This is a genomic window from Pseudomonas sp. P7548, from assembly GCF_013386585.1.
In the GTDB taxonomy this organism is placed as follows: domain Bacteria; phylum Pseudomonadota; class Gammaproteobacteria; order Pseudomonadales; family Pseudomonadaceae; genus Aquipseudomonas.
The window spans coordinates 1-26,053 of the sequence record NZ_JACARO010000077.1 but is presented as its reverse complement, the minus strand read 5'-3'; the positions used below and the strand labels follow the sequence as shown (position 1 = coordinate 26,053).

The window sequence follows — 26,053 nt, the reverse complement described above, 5'->3', positions numbered from 1 at the left end:
GCTCTCTACAGTGTGGGAGCGGGCTTGCTCGCGAAGGCGGTGGTTCAGTCACTGCCTGCTTTAACTGGCCCACCGCTTTCGCGAGCAAGCCCGCTCCCACATTTTGATCACCGAAAGGCTTCCCCCTGGGCGGCTTTTTCAAGTAGCAAGGCCGGAGGGTTGAACCGCTCTCCGTATTGCTCAGCCAGGTAACGCGCACGGGCGATGAAGTCGTTCAACCCAAACTGGTTGATAAACTGCAACGCGCCGCCACTCCACGCGGCAAAGCCGATGCCGAAGATCGAGCCGACGTTGGCATCGGCCGTGGACATCAACACGCCCTCCTCCACACAGCGCACGGTTTCGATGGCCTGGATAAACAGCAAGCGGTCGCGCACATCCTGCGGCGAGATCTGGTTGTCGGCGCGTTCAAAGCGGCTTTTCAGCTCCGGCCACAGGTGCTTCTGCCCGCCATTGGGGTACTCATAAAACCCGCCACCCGCCGCCTTGCCCAAGCGCTTGTATTCATTGACCAACAGGTCGATCACCGCCGTGGCCGGGTGTGCCGGCATTGCCTTGCCTTCCGCCTGCAGATCCTTGGCAGTTTGCTGCCTGATGTGGCTCATCAGGCTGAGGGACACCTCATCCGAGACGGCCAGCGGCCCCACCGGCATGCCGGCCTTGCGCGCCTCGGTCTCGATCATCGGCGCGGCCACGCCCTCGCCGAGCATGGCAATGCCTTCGTTGGTGAAGGTGCCGAACACCCTTGAGGTGAAGAAACCCCGGCTGTCATTGACCACGATCGGGGTTTTCTTGATTTGCAGGACGAAATCAAAACCCCGGGCCAGGGTTTCGTCGCTGGTCTGGGCGCCCTTGATAATTTCCACCAGCGGCATCTTGTCGACCGGGCTGAAGAAATGCAGGCCGATGAACTTGGCTTGATCCGGCACGGCCTTGGCCAAGCCGCTGATCGGCAGCGTGGAGGTATTGGAGGCGATCACCGCATCAGCGCCGACCACGCTGTGTGCAGCGGCCGAGACTTTTGCCTTGAGTTCACGGTCTTCAAACACCGCTTCGATGATCAGGTCGCAACCGGCCAGGTCGGCGTCGGCGGCAGTGGGAAGAATGCGTGACAGGATGATTTCTCGCTGCTCAGCGGTCATTTGCCCACGGCTGACCTTCTTGTCGAGCAACGCTGCCGAGTGCGCCTTGCCCTTCTCGGCTGCGGCCAGGTTGATGTCCTTGAGCACCACGTCGACGCCGGCACTGGCGCTGACATAGGCAATGCCCGCCCCCATCATCCCGGCACCGAGCACACCGACCTTGCGCGTCACAGAGGGCGCAACCCCCTGGGGCCGCGAGCGGCCGGCGTTGATGTCGTTGAGCTGGAACCAGAAGGTACCGATCATGTTCTTCGCCACTTGCCCGGTGACCAGCTCGGTGAAGTAGCGGGTTTCGATCAAGTGCGCCGTGTCGAAATCCACCTGGGCGCCCTCTACGGCGGCACAGAGGATTTTCTCCGGTGCGGGGAAGCAGCCCTGGGTCTTGCTGCGCAAGATCGACGGCGCGATGGCCAGCATCTGCGCGACTTTCGGGTTGGACGGCGTGCCGCCCGGCAATTGATAGGCCTTGCTGTCCCACGGCTGTTTAGCGTCCGGATTGGCGAGAATCCAGGCCCGGGACTTGGCCAACAGCTCATCACGATCTGCTGCCAATTCATTGATCAAGCCAGCTTGCAACGCCTGTTGCGGTCGCACTTTCTTGCCTTCCAGCAGGTAGGGCAAGGCCTTTTCCAACCCCAGCAGGCGCACCATGCGCACCACCCCACCGCCGCCCGGCAACAGGCCCAGGGTCACTTCCGGCAACCCCAGCTGTGTGGATGTGGCATCCAGCGCAACCCGGTAATGGCAGGCCAGGCAGATTTCCCAGCCGCCCCCCAGTGCGGCGCCATTGATCGCGGCCACCACCGGTTTGCCGAGGGTTTCCAGGCGACGCAACTGCGCCTTCAGCTCCAGCACGCCGTCATAGAAGTCCTTGGCGTGAGCCTTGTCGACCTTGATCAGCTCATTGAGGTCACCGCCGGCAAAAAACGTCTTCTTGGCCGAGGTGATGATCACCCCGGCAATACTGTCCTTTTCTGCTTCCAGGCGCGTAAGCGTGGCCGCCATGGCTTCGCGGTAAACGCCGTTCATGGTGTTGGCGCTCTGGCCGGGCATGTCGAGGGTCAGCACCACGATCTGGTCCTGGCCTTTTTCGTAACGAATGGCTTGGGTCATGACAGGTTCCTTGGGCTCAGAGCCGTTCGATGATGGTGGCGATGCCCATGCCACCGCCGACACACAGGGTGGCCAGGCCGTAGCGCTGCTGGCGGGCTTCCAGCTCGTCGAGCAAGGTGCCGAGGATCGCGCAGCCGGTGGCGCCCAACGGGTGGCCCATGGCAATAGAGCCGCCGTTGACGTTGACTCGCGTAGCGTCAATGCCCATGTCCTTGATGAACTTGAGCACCACCGAGGCGAAGGCTTCGTTGACTTCAAACAGGTCGATGTCCTCGACCCGCAGGCCGGCCTTGGCCAACGCTTTGCGGGTGGCCGGCGCCGGGCCAGTGAGCATGATGGTCGGGTCGGTGCTGGTGACGGCCGTGGCAACAATGCGCGCTCGCGGTTGCAGGCCCAGTTCGCGGCCTTTCGCTTCGGAGCCGATCAGCATCAGCGCGGCGCCATCGACAATGCCGGAGCTGTTGCCCGGCGTGTGCACATGCTGGATGCGTTCCACATGGCTGTAGACCCGCAGTGCCGTGGCGTCGAAGCCCATCTGCCCCATCATTTCAAAGCTGGGCTTGAGTTTGCCCAGGCCTTCGAGGGTGGAGTCGCCGCGGATGAACTCGTCATGGTCCAGCAGCACGATGCCGTTCTGGTCCTGCACCGCAATCAGCGACTTGTTGAAGGAACCGTCTGCGCGCGCCCTGGCAGCTTTCTGCTGGGACTGTAGGGCAAAGGTATCCACGTCCTGGCGCGTGAAGCCTTCCAGGGTGGCGATCAGGTCGGCGCCGATGCCCTGGGGCGTGAAGTGGCTGTGCATATTGGTGTGCGGGTCGAGCACCCAGGCGCCGCCGTCGCTGCCCATGGGCACGCGGGACATGGACTCGACGCCGCCCACCACCACCAGGTCTTCAAAGCCGGAGCGCACCTTCATGGCGCCCAGGTTGACCGCTTCCAGCCCAGAGGCGCAGAAGCGGTTGATTTGCACCCCGGCGACGCTGATGTCCCAGTCCGCCACCAGCGCGGCGGTCTTGGCGATGTCGGCGCCCTGGTCGCCCACCGGGGTGACGCAGCCCAGCACAATGTCATCCACCTGGCGCGTGTCGAGGTCGCTGCGTTGCGCCAGCGCGGTGAGCAGGCCGGCCACCAGGTTCACCGGTTTGACGCTGTGCAGGGCACCGTCCGCCTTGCCTTTGCCACGGGGCGTGCGTATCGCATCAAAGATCAAAGCTTGGGTCATGACGTCCTCTAACCGCTGTGCATGTGTGCCCCTACCTTAGGCCCGATTGACACGGTTTCAATGACGGATGCGCTCATTGCTTTTGACCCCCACGCTCGGACGAACGGTAGGCTACGGCGGCAATTGCTTGATTAATCGTTTTAGCTGTCTAGCCAAGGGTCTGGCGCCAAGATGGCGATAGGCCTCATTCCGTTTTTAGCGCAATTGCTGATTAGCTGATATGAAATGGATCTAAGCCACGCAGAACGAGGGCTCTAAGGTTGAATCTGTAAGGAGCTGCTGCCGGGTTTTGCTGGAGCAGCTGTAAGAAAAGTGCAACGTCACATCGCGATACTGAAATAAACCGGCACGCATTTGACGCTCAGGAATAACAACAAAAGGCAGTCAGCCATGTTCAAGCACACGAAAGTTCGTCAGGCGGGACTTATTCTGTTCGCCACCACACTGATTCTGATTTTGCCCAACCTGACCAAGGTTATTGGGTGACACACCGATCCCCACATTCCGTGCACACCGTGCACCAGGACTGCAGCTTTTGGCAGCACCTGCCGGGACATTGCGCATAGCGGTCCCGTTGCAGGGGCTGTCTTTTTGCGTGCGAATTTCCGGTATCGTGAGCCCCACCGCCACTTCACACCGGGCTCTCTCTTGAAAACCATCCTTGCCGCTTTCGCCTTGCTGCTGGCCTTGCCGGTTTCAGCTGCGCAATTGACCATCGAGCTGGACCACACCACCAAGACCTGGCAAACCGCCGACCTGCTCAAGCTGCCCGAAGCGCAGACGGTGCAGATCGCGGATGACGTTTCCTACAAGCGCAACATGACCTATCGCGCTGTGCCGCTGGCGGTGTTGCTGCCGGGTCTCGAGCCCCAGAACCATCTGCAAGCCGTTGCCCTGGATGGGTTCGCCGCCGAACTCGCTGCCGCGCCGCTGCTGCAAAAAAGCGGCGCCCGCGCCTGGCTGGCGGTAGAAGACCCGGCCCACCCGTGGCCTCCGCTGGCCGACGGCAAACCCAGCGCCGGGCCGTTTTACCTGGTGTGGACCGACCCGCAGGCCGGCCGTATCAGCCCCGAGCAATGGCCGTTCCAGATCTCCGGGATCAAGCAGTTGAAGACGGTTGCCGAGCGCTTCCCCGCCCTGTTGCCGGCCCCCAAGCTGGCGGCCAATGACCCGATCAATCAGGGCTTTGCGCTGTTCCAGAAAAACTGCCTGGCTTGCCACCGCCTCAATGGCGCAGGCGATGCGCAAGTGGGGCCGGACCTGAACATTCCCTACAACCCCACCGAGTATTTCAGCGGCGACTTCCTCAAGCGGTATATCCGCGACCCGCAGAGCCTGCGGCATTGGCCGCAGGCAAAGATGCCGGCGTTCGCGGCCAGTGTGCTGCCAGACAATGAGTTGGATTTGTTGGTGGGGTATTTGAAGCACATGGCCGGTCGCAAACAGCAACCCTGAGCCCAAACACATATCAATTGTGGGCGCTGGCTTGTGTGGGAACTGGCTTGCCTGCGATGGCATCACCTCGGTGCATCTGTTGTACCGAGGCGTCAGCATCGCGGGCAAGCCCGGCTCCCACACAAGCCAGCTTCCACATTAGATCTACGTCGCCTATTGCTGCTGGACTGAAATGACGGGCGTCGGTGCCACAAACACTTTGGCATGCATCTGTTCATGCCCGCCGCCACGGCGCATGCCGCGTACCGGGCAGGCGTCGAGGTAGTCCAGGCCCACGGCCAGCTTCAAATGCCGTTCCGGGCGGGCCAGTTGGTTGGTCACGTCAAAACTGTACCAGGCGTCATCCAGCCAGGCTTCGGCCCAGGCGTGACTGGCCAGGTGCGCGCTGTCTTCGCTGTACAGATACCCCGACACATACCGCGCCGGAATCCCCAGGCTGCGCGCGCAGGCCAGGAATGCATGGGCGTGGTCCTGGCACACCCCTGCCCCGCCAGCAAAGGCCTGGGCGGCGCTGGTGTCGACTTCAGTGGCGCCCGGCGTGTAGACCATCGCCTGGTTGAGCCCGTGCATCAGGTCGATCAGCGCCGTGCGGTCGCGACGCTGATGGCAGTGCTGCTCGGCAAACCGGCGCAACGCGTCATCGGGTTCGGTCAGGCGTGTGCTGCGCAGGAACGGGAAGGCTGATTGGCTCTCGTGTTCAGCCTCGCGCAACTCGTCGATGTCGACCTGGCCCCGGGCGCCGATGATGATGGCTTCGTGGGGCTCATCCAGGGTCAGCACATGCAGGATATTGCCGAACGGGTCCACCTGCGCGCGCACCGGGCGGGGCAGGTCAAGTTGCCAACTGAGCACGTGCTGGCGCTCGCTGTCGTGGGGCGTGAGGCGCAGGTACTGGATGCTTGCACGCACCTGGTCCTCGTAGTGGTAGGTGGTTTCGTGACTGATGGAGAGTCTCATGCGGCCTCCAGGTAGGAACTGTAGATGGCGTCGCCCAACTGGCGCACCAAAGGAATAAAGTCGGTCAGCCAGGCGTGCAGGCCTTCCTCGAGGATTTCGTCGATGGGTGTGAAGCGCAGGCGCGCGTCCATCTCGGCCGCCAGGCGTTGGGCCGGCCGACCGTTGAGGCCGGGCAGGCTGGCGAGGATCTGGTCGATCTCCTCACTGCAGGCACGCAGCGAACGCGGCACATCGGCGCGCAACAGCAACAACTCAGCGACTTGTCGAGCGCCAGGGGCATCACGGTAGATCTCGGTGTACGCCTCGAACGACGACAACGCCCGCAACAATGCACTCCACTGGTAGTAGGCGTGGGCCGTGCCGTCAGTGACGGCGGCGGCCTGATCGCCAGCCATTTCGTAGCGCGCATCCAGTAGACGCAAGGTGTTGTCGGCTCGTTCAATAAAGGTGCCCAGGCGAATGAAACGGAAGGCATCGTTACGCATGATGGTGCCGTAGGTGGCACCGCGAAACAGGTGGGAGCGCTCCTTGACCCACTCGCAGAAGCGGCTCATGCCGTAGCGGCTGAGGCCCTGCTGGGCGATGTCGCGAATATCCAGCCAGGTGGCGTTGATGTTTTCCCACATGTCGGCGGTGATTCGCCCACGCACCGCATGGGCACTGGCCCGCGCAGCACCGAGGCAGCTGTAGATGCTGGCGGGGTTGGCCGCATCCAGCGCAAAAAAGTGCAGCAGGTGTTCGGCATGCAGTTCGCCATGGCGTTCTCGGTAATCATCCAGCGTGCCGGTGATCAGCAAAGGCATGGCCAGTTCGTGCAGGCCGTCGCCATGCCCGTCCTGCGGCATCAACGACAGCGAATAGCTGACATCGAGCATGCGCGCGAGGTTTTCCGCACGCTCCAGGTAGCGCGACATCCAGTACAGGTCGGAGGCAGTTCTACTCAACATGGCATCAGTCCTCCACCACCCAGGTGTCTTTGGTGCCGCCGCCCTGGGAAGAGTTGACCACCAGCGAGCCTTCGCGCAGGGCCACGCGGGTCAGGCCGCCCGGCACCACGCGGGTTTCCTTGCCGGACAATACGAACGGGCGCAGGTCGATGTGGCGTGGCGCGATGCCGTTCTCGACAAAGGTCGGGCACGTGGACAAGCACAAGGTGGGCTGGGCGATATAGGCGTGGGGCTTGGCCTTGATGCGTGCACGGAAGGCTTCGATCTCCGCCGCCGTGGACGCTGGACCCACCAGCATGCCGTAGCCACCGGAGCCCTGGGTTTCCTTCACCACCAGGTTCGGCAGGTTGGCCAGCACGTGGGACAGTTCGTCAGGCTTGCGGCATTGGAAGGTAGGAACGTTCTTCAGGATGGGCTCTTCGTCCAGGTAAAACCGGATCATCTCGGTGACGAAGGGGTACACCGACTTGTCATCCGCCACCCCGGTGCCAATGGCATTGGCCAGCACCACGTTGCCCGAGCGATACGCGGCGAGCAGGCCGGGCACGCCCAGCATCGACTCCGGGTTGAAGGCCAGCGGGTCGAGGAACGCGTCGTCAAGGCGACGGTAAATCACGTCCACGGCCTTGGGGCCGTCGGTGGTGCGCATGAACACGCGGTCATCGCGCACGAACAGGTCGGCGCCTTCCACCAGCTCCACGCCCATTTCCCGGGCGAGGAAGGCATGCTCGAAGAACGCGCTGTTGAAGCGGCCCGGGGTCAGCACCACCACGCTGGGGTTATCCAGGGGGCTTGAGCTTTTCAGGGTGTCGAGCAGCAGGTTGGGGTAATGGTCGATGGGCGCGATGCGCTGGGCAGCGAACAGCTCGGGGAACAGGCGCATCATCATCTTGCGGTCTTCGAGCATGTAGCTGACGCCGCTGGGGGTGCGCAGGTTGTCTTCCAGCACGTAGTAGGTGCCGTCGCCATCACGTACGAGATCGACCCCGGAAATGTGGGAATACAGATCGCGGTGAAGGTCCAGGCCCTGCATGGCCAACTGGTATTGCTCGTTGGCCAGCACCTGTTCGGCGGGGATGATCCCGGCCTTGATGATGCGTTGTTCGTGGTACAGGTCGGCAAGAAACATGTTCAGCGCCTTGACCCGTTGGATGCAGCCCCGCTCGACAACCCGCCATTCACTGGCCGGAATACTGCGTGGGATGGTGTCGAAGGGAATCAGGCGCTCGGTGCCCTGCTCGTCCCCATAGAGCGTGAAGGTGATTCCGGCGCGGTGAAACAGCAAATCGGCTTCGCGCCGGCGCTGGGCCAGCAGTTCAGCCGGGGTTTCGGCCAACCATCGGGCGAACTCGCGGTAATGGGGGCGAACCTGCCCTGCCCCATCGTACATTTCGTCGTAATAAGTGCGGATCATGCCGTACTCCTTGTCACCCGGACGCAAGAACCATCGCAAGGCCCGTGCCAGCGGCATAAACACTTGAAAATCAGTGAGTTGAATTCATACGAGGCCCGTGTCGCACCGTCCTGGTGCGCAGAATGCCCGACGCCAGGCCGCACGCTTCATCGCAATGCGGGCTTTGGCTATCAACAGCATAGCCAGAGTTGATTTCACTGCCCGGCCAACCCTGCGGATAATCACCACCATCTGCTGAACAGGACTCGTCCTACAGCTTCAACCCATGCGCAATCGGTAACGTGGTGTTTCGTGTACCCACCGGCTCCTCCGGTCTTCCCTTTAGGCCACCCTTCTTAGGGTGGCTTTTTTTTCGCCTCGAAAAATCGCCATCGCCGGCAAGCCGAGCTCCTACAGGGGTGGTGGTGACAGCACTGCACAAACAAAAACGGCCGACCCGAAGGTCAGCCGATATGCTGTGTTTCTCATACTGCTACATGGGTAACCCACGCACCTCCTGCTTGACGCCCCAGCCTTCGATGATCCCGCCCAGCGGCTCGACCACCGCCTCAAAGTCTTGCTCGAAGTCTCCTATGCCGTCGTAGGTCGCGAACATGATTTTGCTCAGTTCCAGGTACCAGGCGCCGTCGTCGCGCGCACTGACCTGGGCATTCAGGGATTCCCCGCGAAACCGACCCGCCGCCCTGCGCGCCCGTTCCTCATCCGGAAAAATGGCGTAGAACTCGATGGGGTGGAAACGTGAGAAGTCGAAGCCGCCTTCTTTCATGCGGCGCAGAACGTTGGTGCTGATGTCTTCTTGATAGGCTGTGCTCATGAAAAGTGCTCCTCAAATTGATGGATAGACTTTCCGTGCTTCCCGAAGCCCGCGCCCTACTGGCGCGGGTGCTACGGCAAATAACAACACCGAGGGAAAACAAGCATGTAGCTGACAAGACCAGACCTTAGCGAATCATTCGCTGATCTCGATTGCAGAGTAGCGCGAAGCTATCACCTCCACCAGAGGCGCTTTAATGGCAGTCAGGGAATGTTCAGGCGGCAGGCGAGATGTCGAGGATCTGGATACTGTTCTGGTCTTTGAGGATCTTGACCGTCGGCTCGGGCTTGCGGCCCTCCAGGTCATTGAGGTCAAGCTCGGCCGCAACGGGCACCAGCTTGTTGCGAATCATGTGCGCAGCGTCTTCGAGGCTGGGCTTTTGTTCGCAGGTGAACTGCTCCACAGCCTTTACGCCGTGGTCATCAACGAAGGTAATTTGCCACGTTTGCATCGGTGCCTCCTCGATAAAGCCCGCGTGTGGGCTCACATCTATCTGGACCTTGGGGGTTCGCCAAACGTTCCACCCAAGGCCGGAGGCACCGGACCGGTAGCGCTTACTTCTCGGCGCGTTCCTTGAGGGCTTTCAAGGTGTTGAACGGCGCGTCCACCACGAACTTGTTGGCCAACCACGACGGCACGCTGCCGCCTGGCTCGGTGTGCACCTGATAGGTGACTTCGGTCTGGTTGTCGCCTTTGGGTACCAGCTTCCAGTAGCCGTCCACCTGGGCCACACGCACGTAGCCTTTGACTTCTGGCTGGTAGGTCGGCACTTCCAGCAGCTTGCGAGTCACGGTGCCATCAGCCGCTTTGCTGGTGGTGATTTCCAGGATGGAATCGCGGTCGGTCACCGGGAACGGTGCCTTGAACTGGGTGTAGGTCCAGCTCTTGTCACCTTCGGTCTTCAGCAGTTTCTGCGATTTGCACTCGTGGATCCAGGTGCAAGCGCCGACGGCGTCTTCCTGCAGGGCAACGATTTTTGCCACGGGTGCCTTGATCACGGTCACACCGCGATAGGCCTTGTACTTGGAGCCGGCAATTTCGCTCAGGGACACCTTGATACCGTCTTCGTCCTTGGCGACTTGCCAATCCTCAGCCTGGGCAGTGGCAGCAAACAACACCGTAACACCGCACAACACAGCCATTCGTTTCAGCGAACCCATTGTTGTATTCCTTATTGTTGAAGTTCCGATAGTAAAGCCCATCAAGCCGCCGTCATCTGCTCCCACCAGCCGATCAACCGGATGGCATCGGCCTGGTCGGTGCCACACACCTCAGGATCTGCCTTGAAATCACTGCATACCGCAGGGCGCTCCGGCTGGCCGAACAACAGGCATAGCTGTTCGACCGACAAGTGCAGGCAACGCTCCCCCGCAGGTTTGCCCTGGGGCATTCCCGGCAGCGGTGAACTGATGGAGGGGGCGATGCAGCAAGCGCCACAGCCTTCACGGCATTTCATGACCAGCAGGTCCTCGACGACTCAATGTGGATGGCCGGGCTAGAGTACGCCCTTAAACAGCCGTTTTAAAATGGTCTAACAGGGGTTTTTCGCACAAAACAAACGTGACTGACCAGTCTGCGACAGATGGTCGAGGGTCGGGGTCACCTTCAGGGGAACAGTTTACTGCTTGAATTCGAAATCCAGCGCGGCGCCTTCCACCTCACGCCGTTCTTCGTTACGCAGTTGCAGCTTCATTTCGTTGCTGAGCAGACGGCCGTTGATCTGGAACGCGCTGTTGTCGGACGGCTTCTCGCCGAACATGGGCGGCAACAACGGCACACTCTTGGGCTTGGGCATGGTGCCAATCGGCTGCAAGTGCCTGACCATGTCCGAAGGCAGCGAAAGGTCCAACTGTGCGGGTGGCAGTTGGGTCTGGGCCACTTCATGGGCCGATTTGGACTTGCTGGCGATCGGCGCACGCTTTTTGACCGTCGCCGCCTTCTTCTTGACTGCCGGGGCTTTTTTCGCCGGGGCCGGTTTTTTCGCGGGGGTCTTCTGCTGGCTAGTGGCGGCGGGCTTGCTGTCCGTCACGGGGGTTGCCGCCAGCACCGTGCCGACGTTGCACAGGCTTAGCAGGCCAATCACCACAGCAGCGCGGAAAATAGAAGTCATATCGCCAACAGCATTAACGGCAGAGGGCCATATGCTCGCTTGTTGTGCGCGGCATGACAAGCGTGCTGATCAGCCAGCGAGCGGTACTGTCCCCAATGCACGCCTCAAAAACCCGCTGCAGTTTCCTGGCACAACTGGCTGGCAAGCATGCCCAGTGTCATCAGCGCGCGCTCTGCCTCACGGTTCCACGGGGTGCCGCAGTTGAGGCGGATACAGTGGTTGAACTGTTCCGTATTACTGAATATCACCCCCGGCGCAATGCTGATGCCCTGCTGCAGGGCGCGCACGTGCAATTCCTGGGTATTGACCCGCCCCGGCAAACTGACCCACAAGATAAAGCCCCCCGTCGGACGGGTCATTTGCGTGCCTTCCGGGAAATACTGCTGCACCGCCAGCTGAAACGCGCTGAGGTTCTTGCGGTATTCCTGGCGGATGTAGCGCAGGTGCCGGTCATAGCCACCGTTTTCCAGGTACGCCGCAACGCCCATCTGGGTCACGCTGCACGCCGAATGGGTACTGAACATCTGCAAACGCTGGATTTCCTGCTGGTATTTGCCGGCGATCATCCAGCCGATGCGCACACCGGGTGACAAGGTCTTGGAAAAGCTTGAACAGTAGATCACCCGATCCAGGCGGTCGTAGGCTTTGAGCGCCTTGGTGCGGCCCAGCTCGAACATCAGCTCGCCGTAGATATCGTCCTCGACGATCTGGATATCAAAGTCCGACGCCAGGCGCAGCAGTTGCTTCTGGCGCTCCTCGGGCATGGTCGCGCCCAGCGGGTTGCTCAAGCGCGTGGTCAGCACCAGGGCCTTGATCGACCATTGGTTGGCAGCCAATTGCAGGGCTTCCAGACTCATGCCGGTGGCCGGGTCGCTGGGGATCTCGATGACTTTAAGGCCCAACAGGTCGGCCAGTTGCAGCAAACCGTAATAGGTCGGTGACTCGGCGGCGATCAGGTCGCCAGGGCGTGTGAGCACACGCAGCGACATCTGCAACGCATCGACACAGCCGTGGGTGATCACCACTTCGGAAGGGTCCACCACCACGCCGGCGTCGCGCATGCGAATCGCGACCTGGCGGCGCAGCGGCTCGAAGCCAGGACTGAACATGTAGCTGAATGCCCGTGGGCTCTGGAAGCGCGTGACCTTGGCCAACTGCTGATGCAATGCCCGCACGGGCAGGTAGTCGACACTCGGCACAGCCGCGCCCAGCGGGAACACCCCTTCGCGGCGCGACTCGACCAATACCTGCTGGATGATGCTGCTGCGGGTGACCAACCCCGGGCGCTCGACCCGTGCGATGTCCGGCGTAGGGGCCGTCAGCGCGGGGGTCTGGTGCACGTAGTAGCCCGATTGCGGCCGCGCCCGGATCAGCCCCTGGTCTTCCAGGTTGGCGTAGGCCTGCAATACCGTCGCATGGCTCACATTGAGCTGGGAGCTCATCTTGCGCACCGAAGGCACGCGCTCCCCCGGTTGATAGACACCGCGCCGGATATCCTCAGCCAGTTGCTGGGCGATACGTTGGTAAAGCAACAGATTGGTCATGACGCAGCACTCGATTTCACGGGTATTTTATTTTTGTGTGAAACATACCGGCACAGTTTAGAAGTGTACGGGGACAGTTGCCACAATAGTCGAGCGCGGGCGGGAGTGACAGTAAAAACTGTAAGGGTGGTTGAACAGAATCGCAGGCATAAAAAAACCGATCAATGATCGGTTCACAGAGAGCTGTAGGAGCTGGCTTGCCAGCGATGGCATCACCGCTGTTTACCTGACACACCGAAGTGCCTGAATCGCCGGCAAGCCGGCTCCTACAAGAGACTTTAGCGGGCGGCGCCGAGTTGGCCTTTTTCGTCGGAGAAGACGATCTCGACCCGACGGTTCTGCGCCCTGCCCCGCTCGGAAGCGTTGGCCTCCACCGGGTACTGGTCGCCGTACCCCTGGACTTCGATACGCTGCTCATCGATGCCCAGGTCCATCAACACATCGGCCACCGATTGCGCACGGTCGCGGGACAGTTTCAGGTTTTCCTGCTCGCCACCGGTGTTGTCGGTGTAGCCCTCGATGCGCACTGTGCGCTTGGGGTTCAGTTGCAGGAACTGCACGATTTTCAGCACGGTGCGGTTGGCGGAGTTTTCCAGCTCGGCTTCACCGGTGTCGAACAGCACATCCCCCAGGGTCATCACCAGGCCGCGGTCGGTCTGGGTAGTGGTCAGGCTGGCGATTTGCTGCTCCAGCCACTTGCCCTGCTGCTGCACACTGGCCAGCTTGTTTTCACGCAGGGCCAATTGCAGGCGCTGGCGCTCCAGTTCGAGCTTGACGCCGCGCTCGGCGTTGAGCGCCTGCTCAGTGTGTTCACGGGCGATGGCACTGTAGCGCTGGCTCAGGTAGGCGTAGTGCACCACGTCGGCGCCGCTGCCCCAGTAGCTGGACAAACGGTCGGCGCGGGCGAGGGACTCGCCGGCCCGGATGATGTCCTTGGGCGCAAAGCGCAGCACATTGGCGTCTTCCTTGACCTTCTGGAAGTCATTGCTGGCCAGTTGCAACGCCTGTTCGCTGTTGGGCTGGTTGGCACAACCGCCCAATACCGCGCTGCCCAGCAGCAACACACAGCTCAAACCACGGATCAACGGGCTCATTGGGCTTCTCCCAACTGCAATTGCTTGCGCAGGCGGGTGATGCGCGTGTTGAGCACATTCAGTTGTTCCTGGCTCTTGCGGGTCAGCACCTGGGCTTCGGCCAGGCGTGCGTCCAGCTCGGCCTGTTCGGCACGCATGCGCGCGTGTTTGTAGGACTGATCGGCCATGTCAGCCTTGGCCCGGGCGAATTTGTCTTCAGCCAGTTTCAGTTCAGGCGATTCATCAGTACTGGCGCCCACCGCACTGGCTTGTTCCAAGGCCTGCTGGGTGAGGCGAATTTGTTCATTCGGTGCCGGATCGGTTGCACATCCCGCCAGAGCGACAACGGCGAGGGCCGCGAAAAGAGGTCGAAGAGTCACTGAAAATCCTTACTTTGCTGGGGTGCCGACGGGTTGCTGCAATTGCGCTTTCCAACGCTCCAGATTGCGCTGCAACGCCGCTTGCGCCACACCGGAAGCGGGCAATTCTGTCATCTTTTTCGCCAACTGTCCGCGCAGCCACGGATCATTGCAGGCCGAGTTGTGGGAAATCGCCAGGTACAGGCCCGGCTGGTCGATGGGCACTTCGCGGGCGACCAAGTCATTGCTCATGCCCAGGGTCTGGGCCATCGCCATGCCGGAATAACGCCCAGCGAGCACGTAGTCCACCTCACCGAGCAGCAGCTTCTGAAACGCCGGGGTCAGGTTGGGCAGGCGCTGCAAGCTGAGTTGTCGGCTGGCAAACATCTCGAACTCGGCACTCAAGCGCGCCCGCTCCGACACTGCGCCCTTGTGGCCATGCAGGTCAGCGGCCGAGGCATACACCAGCGGCGAATCCTTGCGGGTCCACACCAGGTAATCGATCTGCACCAGCGCCGGGTGGATGTAGTCGAGGGTTTCCAGCTCGCCCAGGTTCAGCGGCGCATCGGCCAGGATGTCCATGCGCCCGCTGCGCACTTCATCCAGTGCCAGGGAGCGCTTGCCGCCGTAGAGCAGGTCGATTTTCAGGCCGAGGTCGTTGCCCACCTGTTGCAACACGTCGGCGGTGGCGCCGATCAGGTGCGTCGGATCTTGCGGGTCACGCCACAGCAGCGGTGGCGCGTCCGGGCTGCCGGTGATCACCAGGCGCTCGCATTTGCCGGCGGCCAGCGCCAGGCCCGGCAACAACGCAAGCCCCAACAATACACTCCAACGACGCAATTCCATGACCCCTCCTCCCAATGACAAACGCATCCCTTGTAGGAGCCGGCTTGCCGGCGATGGCGTCCGTACGATCAATACAGATTTGACAGCCCCATCGCCGGCAAGCCGGCTCCTACAGGGCAAAAAAAAGCCCGGTCATAAGACCGGGCTCTTTATAAGTGAAGCGGCTGGATTAGACCAGCTTCTCCAACTCAGGTACGGCTTCGAACAAGTCCGCCACCAGGCCGTAATCGGCCACCTGGAAGATCGGTGCTTCTTCGTCCTTGTTGATCGCAACGATCACTTTGGAGTCTTTCATACCGGCCAAGTGCTGGATCGCGCCGGAGATACCGACGGCGATGTACAGCTGTGGCGCAACGATCTTGCCGGTCTGGCCGACCTGCATGTCGTTGGGTACGAAACCTGCGTCGACGGCCGCGCGGGAAGCGCCGACCGCGGCGCCCAGCTTGTCGGCCAGGGCGTACAGGTGTTTGAAGTTGTCACCGTTCTGCATGCCACGGCCGCCGGAAACGACGATCTTGGCAGCGGTCAGCTCAGGACGGTCCGACTTGGCCAGTTCTTCGCCAACAAAGCTGGAAGTGCCAGCGTCGTGGGCAGCGGCGACGGCTTCAACGGCAGCCGAACCCCCTTCTGCAGCAACCGGGTCGAAACCGGTGGCACGCACGGTGATCACTTTGATGGCAGCGGTCGATTGCACGGTGGCAATGGCGTTACCGGCGTAGATCGGGCGCTTGAAGGTATCAGCGCTTTCAACCGAGATGATCTCGGAGATCTGGTCAACGTCCAGCTGCGCGGCAACGCGTGGCAGGATGTTTTTGCCGTTGGAGGTAGCGGCAGCCAGGATGTGGCTGTAGCCAGCGCCCAGCTCTGCAACCAGCGGGGCCACGTTTTCCGGCAGCTGATGCGCGTAGGCCGCATTGTCAGCGTTCAGGACTTTGCTCACGCCTGCGATTTTCGCGGCGGCTTCAGCCACGGCGCCAGCGCCCTGGCCTGCTACCAGCACGTGAATGTCGCCACCGATTTTAGCGGCAGCGGCCACGGTGTTCAGGGTGGCCGGAGCCAGCGCCTTGTTATCGTGTTCTGCGATTACCAAGATAGTCATGGTTAGATTACCTTCGCTTCGTTTTTCAGTTTCTCGACCAGTTCTGCAACCGACTTGACCTTGATGCCCGCGCTGCGAGCAGCCGGTGCTTCAACCTTGACGGTCTTGTTGGTGGAGGCGGTGGAAACGCCCAAAGCGTCTGGAGTAACCGACTCAAGCGGCTTCTTCTTGGCTTTCATGATGTTTGGCAGGGACGCGTAGCGCGGCTCGTTCAAACGCAGGTCGGTGGTGACGATGGCCGGCAGTTTCAACGAAACGGTTTGTGCGCCGCCGTCGATTTCACGGGTCACTGCGACGCTGTCGCCGTTCACTTCAACTTTGGAAGCGAAGGTGCCTTGGCCGTAACCGGTCAGGGCAGCCAGCATCTGGCCAGTCTGGTTGTTGTCGCTGTCGATGGCCTGTTTGCCGAGGATCACCAGTTGAGGCTGTTCCTTGTCGACAACGGCTTTGAGCAGCTTGGCAACGGCCAGGGAGGTCAGGTCTTCAGCGGACTCGACCAGGATAGCGCGGTCAGCGCCCAGTGCCAGGGCGGTGCGCAGCTGCTCTTGAGCAGTGGTAGGGCCGATGGAAACCACGACGATTTCAGTCGCCACGCCTTTCTCTTTCAGGCGTACAGCTTCTTCCACAGCGATTTCGCAGAAAGGGTTCATCGACATCTTGACGTTAGCAAGGTCGACGCCGGAATTGTCCGCCTTGACGCGAACTTTCACGTTGTAATCGACAACGCGTTTGACAGCTACAAGAACCTTCATGGATTCCTCGTTACTCTCCGGTGAAAAGAAAGTCGCCTAGGCGAACCTGGCGGTTGATGCTCATCGGCACACAAGGGCACCTCCAAAAACGTCGGCGGATGACCTTGCTCACGGGAAGTGATGACCGTTCGTCAGTAGTGACTGAGAGGTCATTCTTTATCGCAGCGTGTAAACTGCGCGCCATTGCTTGGACGCGCGCCACCTTTCTTGCTTTTGGACGTGCTCTTGAAACCTGCAGTCTGCCTACGGTTAGCGCAAAACCGACCGTATATTGACCGGAACACCTATTCTGGTCAATACGGCAAAATAGCCAGTCATAAGCCGCGCCACTTGGATTTACCTAGCCTGCGGGCAATTCAAACAAACGTTTGTATTGGACGCTGACAGTGGTGTAGATATAATGCGCCACCTAGAGAGAAAGGTGGGTCTTGCCGTTGCTGCAAGACGACACCGAACCTCCACCCATTAGAAAAAAAAGCCTGTTGAGCCTTGAGTAGGAGATAGCCTGTGGAACGCGAATACATGGAATTCGACGTGGTCATCGTCGGCGCTGGCCCGGCAGGCCTGTCTGCCGCCTGCCGACTGAAGCAGAAGGCCGCCGAAGCCGGTAAGGAAATCAGCGTCTGCGTGGTCGAGAAAGGCTCCGAAGTCGGCGCACACATCCTGTCCGGTGCCGTGTTCGAGCCACGCGCCCTGAACGAACTGTTCCCGGACTGGAAAGAACTCGGCGCCCCGCTGAACACCCCCGTGGTGCGCGATGACATCTATGTACTGCGCAGCGCCGAAGCCTCCACCAAGGTCCCTGACTTCTTTGTGCCCAAGACCATGCACAACGAAGGCAACTACATCATCTCCCTGGGCAACCTGTGCCGCTGGCTGGCCCAACAGGCCGAGAACCTCGGCGTGGAAGTCTACCCAGGCTTCGCCGCCCAGGAAGCACTGTTCGACGAAAACGGCGTGGTACGCGGGATCATCACCGGTGACCTCGGCGTCGACCGTGAAGGCAACCCGAAAGAAGGCGTCTACACCCCGGGCATGGAACTGCGTGGCAAGTACACGCTGTTCGCCGAAGGTTGCCGTGGCCACATCGGCAAGCAACTGATCCAGCGCTTCAACCTGGACAGCGACGCCGACGCCCAGCACTACGGCATCGGCCTCAAGGAAATCTGGGAAATCGACCCGGCCAAGCACCAGCCAGGCCTGGTGGTGCACACCGCCGGTTGGCCGCTGGACATCATGAGCGCCGAGAACACCGGTGGCTCGTTCCTCTATCACCTGGAAAACAACCAGGTGGTCGTCGGCCTGATCGTCGACCTGTCCTACAGCAACACCTTCCTCTCGCCGTTCGATGAGTTCCAGCGCCTCAAGCATCACCCGGTGCTGGCCCAGTACCTCGAAGGCGGCAAGCGCATCAGCTACGGCGCCCGTGCCATCTGCAAAGGCGGCCTGAACTCGTTGCCGAAGATGGTCTTCAAGGGCGGCGCGCTGATCGGTTGCGACCTCGGCACCCTGAACTTCGCCAAGATCAAGGGCAGCCACACCGCGATGAAGTCCGGCATGCTCGCCGCCGACGCCGTGGCCGACCGCCTGTTTGCCGAATCCGAAGGCGGTGATGAACTGACCGCTTACGTCGACAGCTTCAAGAACAGCTGGCTCTACGAAGAACTGTTCGCCAGCCGTAACTTCGGCCCGGCGATGCACAAGTTCGGCCCGATCCTCGGCGCCGGTTTCAACTGGTTCGACCAGAACATCCTGGGCGGCAAGATGCCGTTCACCCTGCACGACACCAAGCCGGACTACGCCTGCCTCAAGCTGGCCAAGGACAGCAAGAAGATCGACTACCCCAAACCCGACGGCAAGTTGAGTTTCGACAAGCTGAGCTCGGTGTTCCTCTCCAGCACCAACCATGAAGAAGAGCAGCCGTGCCACTTGAAGCTCAAGGACCCGAGCATCCCGCTCGGCACCAACCTGCCGCTCTACGACGAACCAGCGCAGCGCTACTGCCCGGCCGGCGTGTATGAGGTGATCACCAAGGAAGACGGCGAGAAGCGCTTCCAGATCAACGCCCAGAACTGCGTGCACTGCAAGACCTGTGACATCAAGGATCCTTCGCAGAACATCACGTGGGTTACGCCGGAAGGCGCGGGCGGGCCGACTTACCCGAATATGTAAGCCAAAAGTAGGCTCCCAAATGGGAGCCTTTTTTATAGCTGACACGACGCGGTCAATTGTGGGAGCTGGCTTGCCTGCGATAGCGGGGGGTCAGCTACACATAAGACACTGACAGACCGCTATCGCAGGCAAGCCAGCTCCCACATTGACCGAGTTGAATCAATAAGATTTAGGCAGCGCGCTCTTCCCCCGGGCTGCGCTCGAAGTAGCGCTTGTACTCGCGGCTGAACTGCGACGTGCTCTGATACCCCACGCGGTGCGCCGCCTGCGCCACGCCCATGCCCTCCACCAGCAGCAATTGCTGGGCCTTGAGCAGCCGCAAACGCTTGAGGTACTGCACCGGCGACAACATCGTGCAGCGCTTGAAATGCTCGTGAAAGGTCGACGCACTCATGTGCGCATAACCGGCCAGGGTTTCGATGTTCAGCGGCTCGTCATAGTGAGCGTGCAAGTGGCTCAACGACGTGGCAATCCGCGAAAACTGCCCCTGCTGTTCCACCAAGGCGCGCAGCACATCCGCCTGTGGCCCGCGCAGTGCGGTGAACAATAATTCGCGTACCCGCGCCGGGCCCATGATCCGGCTTTCCAGCGGATCGTGCAGGCACTGCAGCAGTCGCTCGACACAACCGCGCATCGCATCATCGAGCACCACCGAGCTCATCGACTCCAGGGTTTGTGCGGTCGGCGGCGGCCCGGCCTGGATTCCCATGGCCATCACCAACTCGCCCAGCACCACGCGGTCGATGCCCACCGTCACGCCGAACAGCGGCGCATCCGGCGCCATGGCAAAGGTCTCGCACTCGAACGGCACCGGCATCGCCTGGATCAGGTAATGCCCGGCGCCGTACTCCAGCGTACGCGGGCCCAGGTACGCAACTTTGCTGCCCTGGGCCACGAACATCAGGCTCGGCTCATAGATCTGCGGCCCGCGCGCCACGTCGCAACTGGCGCGCAGTACCTGCACGCCGGGCAGGTTCGTCGGGGAGAAACCGTCGCAGGGCGTAAGCCCCTCGATCAAGGCAACCAGGGTGGCGTTGGCATCGAGATGGCGGGTCAACAACATGGCAAAAAACTTCGCGAAAAAGGGATGAGAACATCATCGCAGGTCTGAAGGCCCATGGATCCAAACACCCGGCACTCCCGGACGAATAGGCATGAGGTTCGGAGCAATCGCCATGGCCGCCCACGGACCCGGCGCGGAGAATGCGCCGCCTCACCTGTGATTGCTTTTGCGAGGTTGCCTCCATGTACACCGCTATCGGTTATGCCGCCCAGTCGCCCACCACGCCCCTGGCCCCCATGTCGTTCGAGCGCCGCAGCCCGCGCGCCGATGACGTAGCCATCGAGATCCTCTACTGCGGCGTGTGCCACTCCGACATCCACCAGGCACGCAACGAATGGGGTATCGCCGTGTACCCGCTGATGCCCGGCCACGAAATTGTCGGCAAAGTCACCGCCGTCGGCGCCAGCGTCACCGCGCACAAAGTCGGTGACCTGGTCGGCGTCGGCTGCATGGTCGACTCGTGCCGTCACTGCGACGCCTGCCACGCGGACCTTGAGCAATACTGCCTCGAAGGCCCGACCATGACCTACGCCACCCCGGACCGCGTAGACGGCAGCAACACCATGGGCGGCTACTCCGACAGCATCGTGGTCAGCGAGCACTTTGTGGTGAAGATCCCGGCCAAACTCGACCTGGCCAGCGCCGCGCCGATCCTCTGCGCCGGCATCACCACCTACTCGCCGCTCAAGCACTACGGCGTGAAGGCCGGCGACAAAGTCGGCGTGTTGGGCATGGGTGGTTTGGGCCACATGGGCATCAAGTTCGCCAAGGCGATGGGCGCCGAAGTCACCCTATTCACCCGCTCGGCCAGCAAGGCGGAAGAAGGTCGTCGCCAGGGTGCCGACCACGTGATCGTGTCCACCGACGACGCACAGATGCAGGCCGCCGCCGGGCAGTTCGACTTCCTGCTGGACACCATCCCGGTGCAGCACGATCTGAACCCCTACCTCGACACCCTGCGCTTTGACGGCGTGCATATCCTGGTCGGCCTGATCGAACCGGTCGACCCACCGGTCAACGCCGCCAAGCTGGTATTGGGCCGTAAAGTGCTGGCCGGCTCGCTGATCGGCGGCATTGCCGAAACCCAGGAAGTCCTGGATTTCTGCGCCGAGCACAACATCACCTGCGACATCGAAATGCTCGACATCCGCCAGATCAACGAGGCTTACGCCCGCATGATCGCCGGCGACGTGAAGTACCGCTTTGTCATCGACATGGCGACCTTGAAGGCCTGATCAGGCCTTCGCGCCCAACTCCGCTGACAGCCGCGCTGCGACCTGTTTGATCACAGGGATCAGCTCGGCCATTTTCTCCAGCGGCATGTAGGGCACGGTACTGGCGATGCTGATGCCGGCGACGATTCGCCGGCTGGCATCGCGCACCGGTGCCGCCACGCAACGGATCGACGGTTCGTTGTCTTCCAGATCGAACGCAAAGCCCCCCACCACGTACTCGTGCATGCGCTGCTCAAACTGCGCCCAGGACTGTTCCGGGTGTTGCGGCCACGGCTGGTGTTTGCCGACAACCGGCTGGCTCACTTCGTACAGGCGCTGCCATTCCTGCACCGTGTCATCCAACAACAACGCCTTGCCAATACCGGTACGCGCCAACGGCATGCGATGGCCGACCCGCGAGCGCATTTCCGGGCCGTTGCGCCCCGGGTTCTTGTGCAGGTACAGCACGTCGTCGTATTCACGGATGGCCAGGTGGATGGTGTCGCCGGTCAATGCCGACAGCTCATCCAGATAAGGAATGGCCAAGGTCACCAGCGGCAACTCTTCACGCGCCTGGAAACCCAGTTCGATGAGCTTGGGGCCCAGCAGGTAACCGACTTGCGGCACCACGCGCAGGTAACGCTCTTCCACCAGGCAACTGGCCAGGCGATGGGTGGTGCTGCGCGTGGTGCCGATGCGCCTGGCGATCTCTTTCAGATCCCGAGCACCGGCCGCCACCGCCTGTACCACGCCCAGGCCACGCAACAGGGTCTGGGTGCCGGTGGGGGCGGCGTCTTTGACGGGGGACTGAGGGTTTTCCTGCATATCGGGCCTATGTGGGAAGTACGAAAACGGCGCCATTATGGCAAAAGCTGAACGTCAATACAGTGGAGATCCAAATGTGGGAGCGGGCTTGCTCGCGAATGCGGTGTGTCAGAAATAGATGGGCTGGCTGACACAAAGCATTCGCGAGCAAGCCCGCTCCCACATTGGATTTTCAGGGTTGTTTAGATCGGGGTTCTCAGCGCTGCTTCATGCGGTCAATGATCACCGCCAGCAACAGGATCGAACCCCGGATCACGTACTGGTAGAAAGTGTCGATGTTCTTCAGGTTCATCGCATTCTCGATGATCGCCAGAATCAGTACCCCGGCAATCACATGGCGGATCATGCCGATGCCCCCGCTCAGCGACACCCCGCCCAGCACGCAAGCCGAAATCACCGTCAACTCAAACCCCTGGCCAATCATCGGCTGGCCCGAGGTCATGCGTGAGGCAAGGATCACCCCGGCCAACGCGCCGATCAAACCGTGCACGGCAAAGATGATGATCTTGGTGCGATCAACGTTCACCCCCGCCAGCAATGCCGCTTCCTGGTTGCCGCCGATGGCCATGGTGTTGCGCCCGTAGGTGGTGTAGTTGAGCAGCCAGCCAAAGAACACAAAGCACAGCACGGTGATGATGATCGGCACCGGCACGCCCATCAACTGGCCGTTGCCGAACACGAAGAAGCCTTCGTCCATCACGCCGACGGCCTTGCCGTTGGAGAAGATATAGGCCAGGCCGCGCACGATCTGCATGGTCGCCAGCGTGGCGATCAATGCATTGATGCGCAGCTTGGCGATCACGATGCCGTTGATCAGCCCCACCACCAGGCCCATGGCCAACGCCGCCGATACGCCGAGCACCACGCTGTCGGTGTCGCGGATCACGATCCCCGCCACCACCCCGGCACAGGCGATCACCGAGCCCACCGACAAGTCGAAATGCCCCGACGCCAGGCAGAACAGCATGGTGCACGCCGCAATGCCCACGGTGGAAATTGCCAGGCCCAGGCCGCGCATGTTCAGCGGCGAAAGGAAGTTGTCGATGAACAGCGCGCTGAGCACAAAGATGGTCAACGCCGCCAGCAGCATCACCCAGTCGTCGAGGAACTTGCGCTGGTTGAAACCCGGCCAGAAGCCCTTTGCAGTTTTTACCTGTGACATACCTACACCCTCGAATTCTTCAAGCCCGCGAACGCGGGAGAGCCAGTTGCAACAGGCGTGCTTCGTCCGCCTGTTCGCGGGTCAATTCACCGGTCAACGCCCCTTCGCTCATCACCAGAATACGGTCGGAGATGCCCATCACTTCCATCAGGTCGCTGGACACCACGATCACCGCAATGCCGCTGGCCGCCAGGTTATGGATGATCTGGTAGATCTCCGACTTGGCACCGATGTCGATACCGCGAGTCGGTTCGTCGAGCAGCAGCACCTTCATCGGCATCGACAGCCAGCGACCGAGAATGGCCTTCTGCTGGTTGCCCCCTGAGAGGTACATGATTTTCTGCTGCGGGTTCGGCGTCTTGACCTTCATCGCCTTGATCTGCTGCTCGGCGTTGCCCTTCTCCCAGCCTTCGCGCAGCAACCAGCCAAACGCCGAATGGGCGCCGCGCGCACTGATATTGATGTTCTCCGCCACGCTGGACAGCGGAATAATGCCTTCCTTCTTGCGGTCCTCCGGGCACAGCAACACGCCGGCGGCAATCGCATCGCGGGGTGAGTGCAACTGCAGCGTTTGCCCACATAGCTCCAGGCTGCCAGCACTGCTGCGGGTCAAGCCACTGAGCAGCCGAAACAGCTCCGTGCGCCCTGCCCCGACCAATCCGAACAGGCCAAGAATCTCGCCCTTGTGTACCTTCAGGCTCACCGGTTCACGCAGGCCCGGCCCCAGCAAACCCTCGACCTTGAGCGCCACCTCACCCGTCTCGCGGGGCCGGTAGTCGTAGATATCCTGGATATCGCGGCCAACCATACAGGTCACCAACTGGTCATGGCTCAGCGTGCTCATGTCATCAAACGTGCGCACGTATCGCCCATCCTTGAACACGGTGACCGCATTGCAGATGCGGAACACTTCCTCCATGCGGTGCGACACGTAGAGCACCACTTTGCCCTCATCCCGCAGGCGCGTGATGATCGCCATCAAGCGGTCGATCTCCCGCGCCGACAGGCTGCTGGTGGGTTCATCGAAGGCAATCACATGGGCGCCACGGGACAGCGCCTTGGCGATTTCCACCAACTGGCGCTGGCCCAGGGACAACCGCCCGAGCTTTTCCTCCGGGTCGATTTCATCGGCCAGCCCCTTGAGACAGGCCAACGCTTGCTTGCGCAACTGGCTGCGATTGACCACGCCGAAGCGCGTCGGCAAATGCCCCAGGAACAGGTTTTCGGCGACGGTCATCTCCGGCACCAGGTGCAGCTCCTGATGGATCACCGCCACGCCGCTGGCAATACTGTCGGCAGCGTTCTTGAAGGCCATGGTCTGTTCGCCGATCTGCACCGTGCCACTGCTGGGCAGGTAGGCGCCGCCGAGGATCTTCAGCAAGGTCGACTTGCCCGCGCCGTTCTCGCCCATCAGCGCGTGCACCTCATGAGGTCGCGCTTCAAAGCTGATCTGCGCCAGGGCTTTCACACCGGGAAATTCCTTGCCGATGCTATTGAAGCGCAAGGCCGCGCCGGTCATTTCCACAGACCGATCTTGCTCAACTCTTCCTTGAAGTTGGCACGGGTGATCAGGGTCACGTTATCCAAGGCGGTGAACTTGGCAGGCTCGGTGCCCTTGGTCACCCACTCGAACATCGCGCTGGCGGTCTTGTAGCCCGACGCGTCAGGGCTCAGCAGCATCGAGCCGTAGAAACCGGTGTCGGATTTCTTCAGTTCCTCGATGGCGTCGGTGCCGTTGATACCCACGCCGATCACGTTGGCCGCCTTGAAGCCCGCGCTTTCGGTGGCACGCACGCCACCCAACACCGTGCTGTCGTTCATGCCGCCGATGATCAGGTTTTTCGCAGTGCCCGGCAGTTTCACCAAGGCCGAATTGGTCGAGTCCATGCTGCCCGGCACGTCGAGGGTTTTCTGTGCGCTGAACAGGATATGGTCGGCCGGCAAGCCTGCGGCCTTGAGGCCTTCTACCGAACCGTCGGTGCGTTTCTTGCCGGTTTCCAGTTCGTCAAAGGTGTTAATGACGGCATAGGTTTCCTTCCAGTCCCAGTTGCGATGCTTGGCTTCGGCGGCCATGGCTTCGCCTTGTTTCTGGCCGATCTTGTAGGCGTCCAGGCCGACGTAAGGCACGTCTTCCATGGGCTTGCCCTTGGCGTCGACAAAACGGTCGTCCACCGCCAGCACTTTCAGGTTATTGAGCTTGGCCTTGGCCATGATCGCCGGGCCGAGGGAGACGTCCGGCGGGCAGATCACAAAGCCCTTGGCGCCGTTGGCGGCCAAGGTATCGATGGCCGACAGGGTTTTCTCGCCGTCCGGCACGGCGATCTTGATCACGGTGAAGCCCTGGTCCTTGCCGGCTTTCTCGGCGAACGCCCACTCGGTCTGGAACCATGGCTCCTCGGCCTGCTTGACCAGAAAGCCGATCTTCACTTCTTCGGCCGATGCGAAACCGCTGAACGCCACTGCCAGCGCCACGGCGCCTAGTGTTTTCTTGAACATGAACCACCTCTTGTTGTTATTGAAGAGCTGCGAGTTCTAGTCGTGGTACATCACTGACCGCCCGCCATCGATCATCAGGCAGGTGGCATTGATAAAGGGCGCCTCGTCGGTGGCGAGGAACAGCGCGGTCATCGCCACCTCGATCGGCTGGCCGATGCGCTTGGGCGGGTGCAGGTCGAACGCACGCTGGCGCTCGGCATGGGGGTCGGGAAAACCGTTCCAGTAGTCGACGTTGAGCTGGGTCTCGATGTAGCCCGGGGCGATGGCGTTGACG

Annotated in this window: 25 protein-coding genes; 3 read left to right on the top strand and 22 right to left on the bottom strand. The window is 61.3% G+C overall.

The annotated features are described in order from the left end of the window. Positions 1-107 precede the first annotated feature (107 nt). Positions 108-2,255, bottom strand: a complete 2,148-nt coding sequence (locus HX803_RS26045; RefSeq protein WP_178924645.1) for a 3-hydroxyacyl-CoA dehydrogenase NAD-binding domain-containing protein — start codon at positions 2,253-2,255, stop codon at positions 108-110. Positions 2,256-2,271: 16 nt separating this feature from the next. After that, on the bottom strand, positions 2,272-3,477 hold the full coding sequence (locus HX803_RS26040; protein ID WP_178924643.1) for an acetyl-CoA C-acetyltransferase: 1,206 nt from the start codon (positions 3,475-3,477) through the stop codon (positions 2,272-2,274). 648 nt (positions 3,478-4,125) lie between these two features. On the opposite strand from HX803_RS26040, the gene HX803_RS26035 reads away from it, so the two are divergent. Beyond that, positions 4,126-4,932: a cytochrome c gene (locus HX803_RS26035; protein WP_178924641.1), complete on the top strand. Its 807-nt coding sequence runs from the start codon at positions 4,126-4,128 to the stop codon at positions 4,930-4,932. 153 nt (positions 4,933-5,085) lie between these two features. Here HX803_RS26035 and HX803_RS26030 read toward each other — a convergent pair whose 3' ends face one another. From HX803_RS26030 to HX803_RS25965, 14 genes are all read right to left on the bottom strand, one after another. Beyond that, positions 5,086-5,889, bottom strand: coding sequence for a transglutaminase family protein (locus HX803_RS26030; protein ID WP_178924639.1), 804 nt, complete (start codon positions 5,887-5,889; stop codon positions 5,086-5,088). Beyond that, positions 5,886-6,836, bottom strand: coding sequence for an alpha-E domain-containing protein (locus HX803_RS26025; RefSeq protein ID WP_178924637.1), 951 nt, complete (start codon positions 6,834-6,836; stop codon positions 5,886-5,888). The genes HX803_RS26030 and HX803_RS26025 overlap by 4 nt, the downstream gene beginning before the upstream one ends. 4 nt (positions 6,837-6,840) lie before the next feature. Further along, complete coding sequence (locus HX803_RS26020; RefSeq protein ID WP_176997889.1) at positions 6,841-8,250, bottom strand: circularly permuted type 2 ATP-grasp protein; 1,410 nt, start codon at positions 8,248-8,250, stop codon at positions 6,841-6,843. A 472-nt stretch (positions 8,251-8,722) separates the two neighbouring features. After that, positions 8,723-9,064, bottom strand: coding sequence for a ribonuclease E inhibitor RraB (locus tag HX803_RS26015; RefSeq protein ID WP_003193463.1), 342 nt, complete (start codon positions 9,062-9,064; stop codon positions 8,723-8,725). Between the two features lie 214 nt (positions 9,065-9,278). Further along, the gene (locus HX803_RS26010; protein WP_176997890.1) at positions 9,279-9,515 is read right to left on the bottom strand and encodes a hypothetical protein; all 237 of its coding nucleotides are present in this window, start codon (positions 9,513-9,515) and stop codon (positions 9,279-9,281) included. 103 nt (positions 9,516-9,618) lie between these two features. Continuing rightward, positions 9,619-10,224 (bottom strand): START domain-containing protein, encoded by a 606-nt coding sequence (locus HX803_RS26005; protein ID WP_178924635.1) that lies wholly within the window; start codon positions 10,222-10,224, stop codon positions 9,619-9,621. A 41-nt stretch (positions 10,225-10,265) separates the two neighbouring features. Then, positions 10,266-10,520 (bottom strand): YkgJ family cysteine cluster protein, encoded by a 255-nt coding sequence (locus HX803_RS26000; RefSeq protein ID WP_176997892.1) that lies wholly within the window; start codon positions 10,518-10,520, stop codon positions 10,266-10,268. Positions 10,521-10,682: 162 nt separating this feature from the next. Beyond that, positions 10,683-11,174: a translation initiation factor 2 gene (locus HX803_RS25995; RefSeq protein ID WP_178924633.1), complete on the bottom strand. Its 492-nt coding sequence runs from the start codon at positions 11,172-11,174 to the stop codon at positions 10,683-10,685. A gap of 104 nt (positions 11,175-11,278) precedes the next feature. Further along, positions 11,279-12,718, bottom strand: a complete 1,440-nt coding sequence (locus tag HX803_RS25990) for a PLP-dependent aminotransferase family protein (protein WP_017138335.1) — start codon at positions 12,716-12,718, stop codon at positions 11,279-11,281. A gap of 278 nt (positions 12,719-12,996) precedes the next feature. After that, positions 12,997-13,812, bottom strand: a complete 816-nt coding sequence (locus HX803_RS25985; protein ID WP_178924631.1) for an OmpA family protein — start codon at positions 13,810-13,812, stop codon at positions 12,997-12,999. Beyond that, positions 13,809-14,171, bottom strand: a complete 363-nt coding sequence (locus HX803_RS25980) for a DUF4398 domain-containing protein (protein ID WP_178924629.1) — start codon at positions 14,169-14,171, stop codon at positions 13,809-13,811. The genes HX803_RS25985 and HX803_RS25980 overlap by 4 nt, the downstream gene beginning before the upstream one ends. A gap of 9 nt (positions 14,172-14,180) precedes the next feature. Then, positions 14,181-14,996, bottom strand: a complete 816-nt coding sequence (locus HX803_RS25975; RefSeq protein WP_178924627.1) for an ABC transporter substrate-binding protein — start codon at positions 14,994-14,996, stop codon at positions 14,181-14,183. A gap of 169 nt (positions 14,997-15,165) precedes the next feature. Further along, positions 15,166-16,095, bottom strand: coding sequence for an electron transfer flavoprotein subunit alpha/FixB family protein (locus tag HX803_RS25970; RefSeq protein ID WP_178924625.1), 930 nt, complete (start codon positions 16,093-16,095; stop codon positions 15,166-15,168). 2 nt (positions 16,096-16,097) lie between these two features. After that, positions 16,098-16,847 (bottom strand): electron transfer flavoprotein subunit beta/FixA family protein, encoded by a 750-nt coding sequence (locus tag HX803_RS25965; RefSeq protein WP_178924623.1) that lies wholly within the window; start codon positions 16,845-16,847, stop codon positions 16,098-16,100. A 507-nt stretch (positions 16,848-17,354) separates the two neighbouring features. Here HX803_RS25965 and HX803_RS25960 point away from each other — a divergent pair. Continuing rightward, positions 17,355-19,019 carry an electron transfer flavoprotein-ubiquinone oxidoreductase gene (locus tag HX803_RS25960; RefSeq protein ID WP_178924621.1) on the top strand — a complete coding sequence of 555 codons (1,665 nt, stop codon included), beginning with the start codon at positions 17,355-17,357 and terminating at the stop codon, positions 19,017-19,019. Positions 19,020-19,188: 169 nt separating this feature from the next. On the opposite strand, the gene HX803_RS25955 is transcribed toward HX803_RS25960, so the two are convergent. Further along, on the bottom strand, positions 19,189-20,082 hold the full coding sequence (locus HX803_RS25955; RefSeq protein WP_176997900.1) for an AraC family transcriptional regulator: 894 nt from the start codon (positions 20,080-20,082) through the stop codon (positions 19,189-19,191). Between the two features lie 182 nt (positions 20,083-20,264). On the opposite strand from HX803_RS25955, the gene HX803_RS25950 reads away from it, so the two are divergent. After that, complete coding sequence (locus tag HX803_RS25950; protein WP_178924619.1) at positions 20,265-21,317, top strand: NAD(P)-dependent alcohol dehydrogenase; 1,053 nt, start codon at positions 20,265-20,267, stop codon at positions 21,315-21,317. Here HX803_RS25950 and HX803_RS25945 read toward each other — a convergent pair whose 3' ends face one another. The 5 genes from HX803_RS25945 to HX803_RS25925 all read right to left on the bottom strand — a co-directional run. After that, positions 21,318-22,121 (bottom strand): IclR family transcriptional regulator, encoded by an 804-nt coding sequence (locus tag HX803_RS25945; protein ID WP_178924617.1) that lies wholly within the window; start codon positions 22,119-22,121, stop codon positions 21,318-21,320. A 196-nt stretch (positions 22,122-22,317) separates the two neighbouring features. Continuing rightward, positions 22,318-23,283, bottom strand: coding sequence for an L-arabinose ABC transporter permease AraH (gene araH / locus HX803_RS25940; RefSeq protein ID WP_176997903.1), 966 nt, complete (start codon positions 23,281-23,283; stop codon positions 22,318-22,320). Positions 23,284-23,302: 19 nt separating this feature from the next. Beyond that, positions 23,303-24,802 (bottom strand): L-arabinose ABC transporter ATP-binding protein AraG, encoded by a 1,500-nt coding sequence (gene araG / locus HX803_RS25935; protein WP_178924721.1) that lies wholly within the window; start codon positions 24,800-24,802, stop codon positions 23,303-23,305. Next, complete coding sequence (locus tag HX803_RS25930; protein WP_176997904.1) at positions 24,799-25,779, bottom strand: substrate-binding domain-containing protein; 981 nt, start codon at positions 25,777-25,779, stop codon at positions 24,799-24,801. The genes araG and HX803_RS25930 overlap by 4 nt, the downstream gene beginning before the upstream one ends. Before the next feature lie 36 nt (positions 25,780-25,815). Continuing rightward, a partial coding sequence (locus tag HX803_RS25925) for an SDR family oxidoreductase (protein ID WP_178924615.1) occupies positions 25,816-26,053 on the bottom strand: 238 nt, incomplete at its 5' end.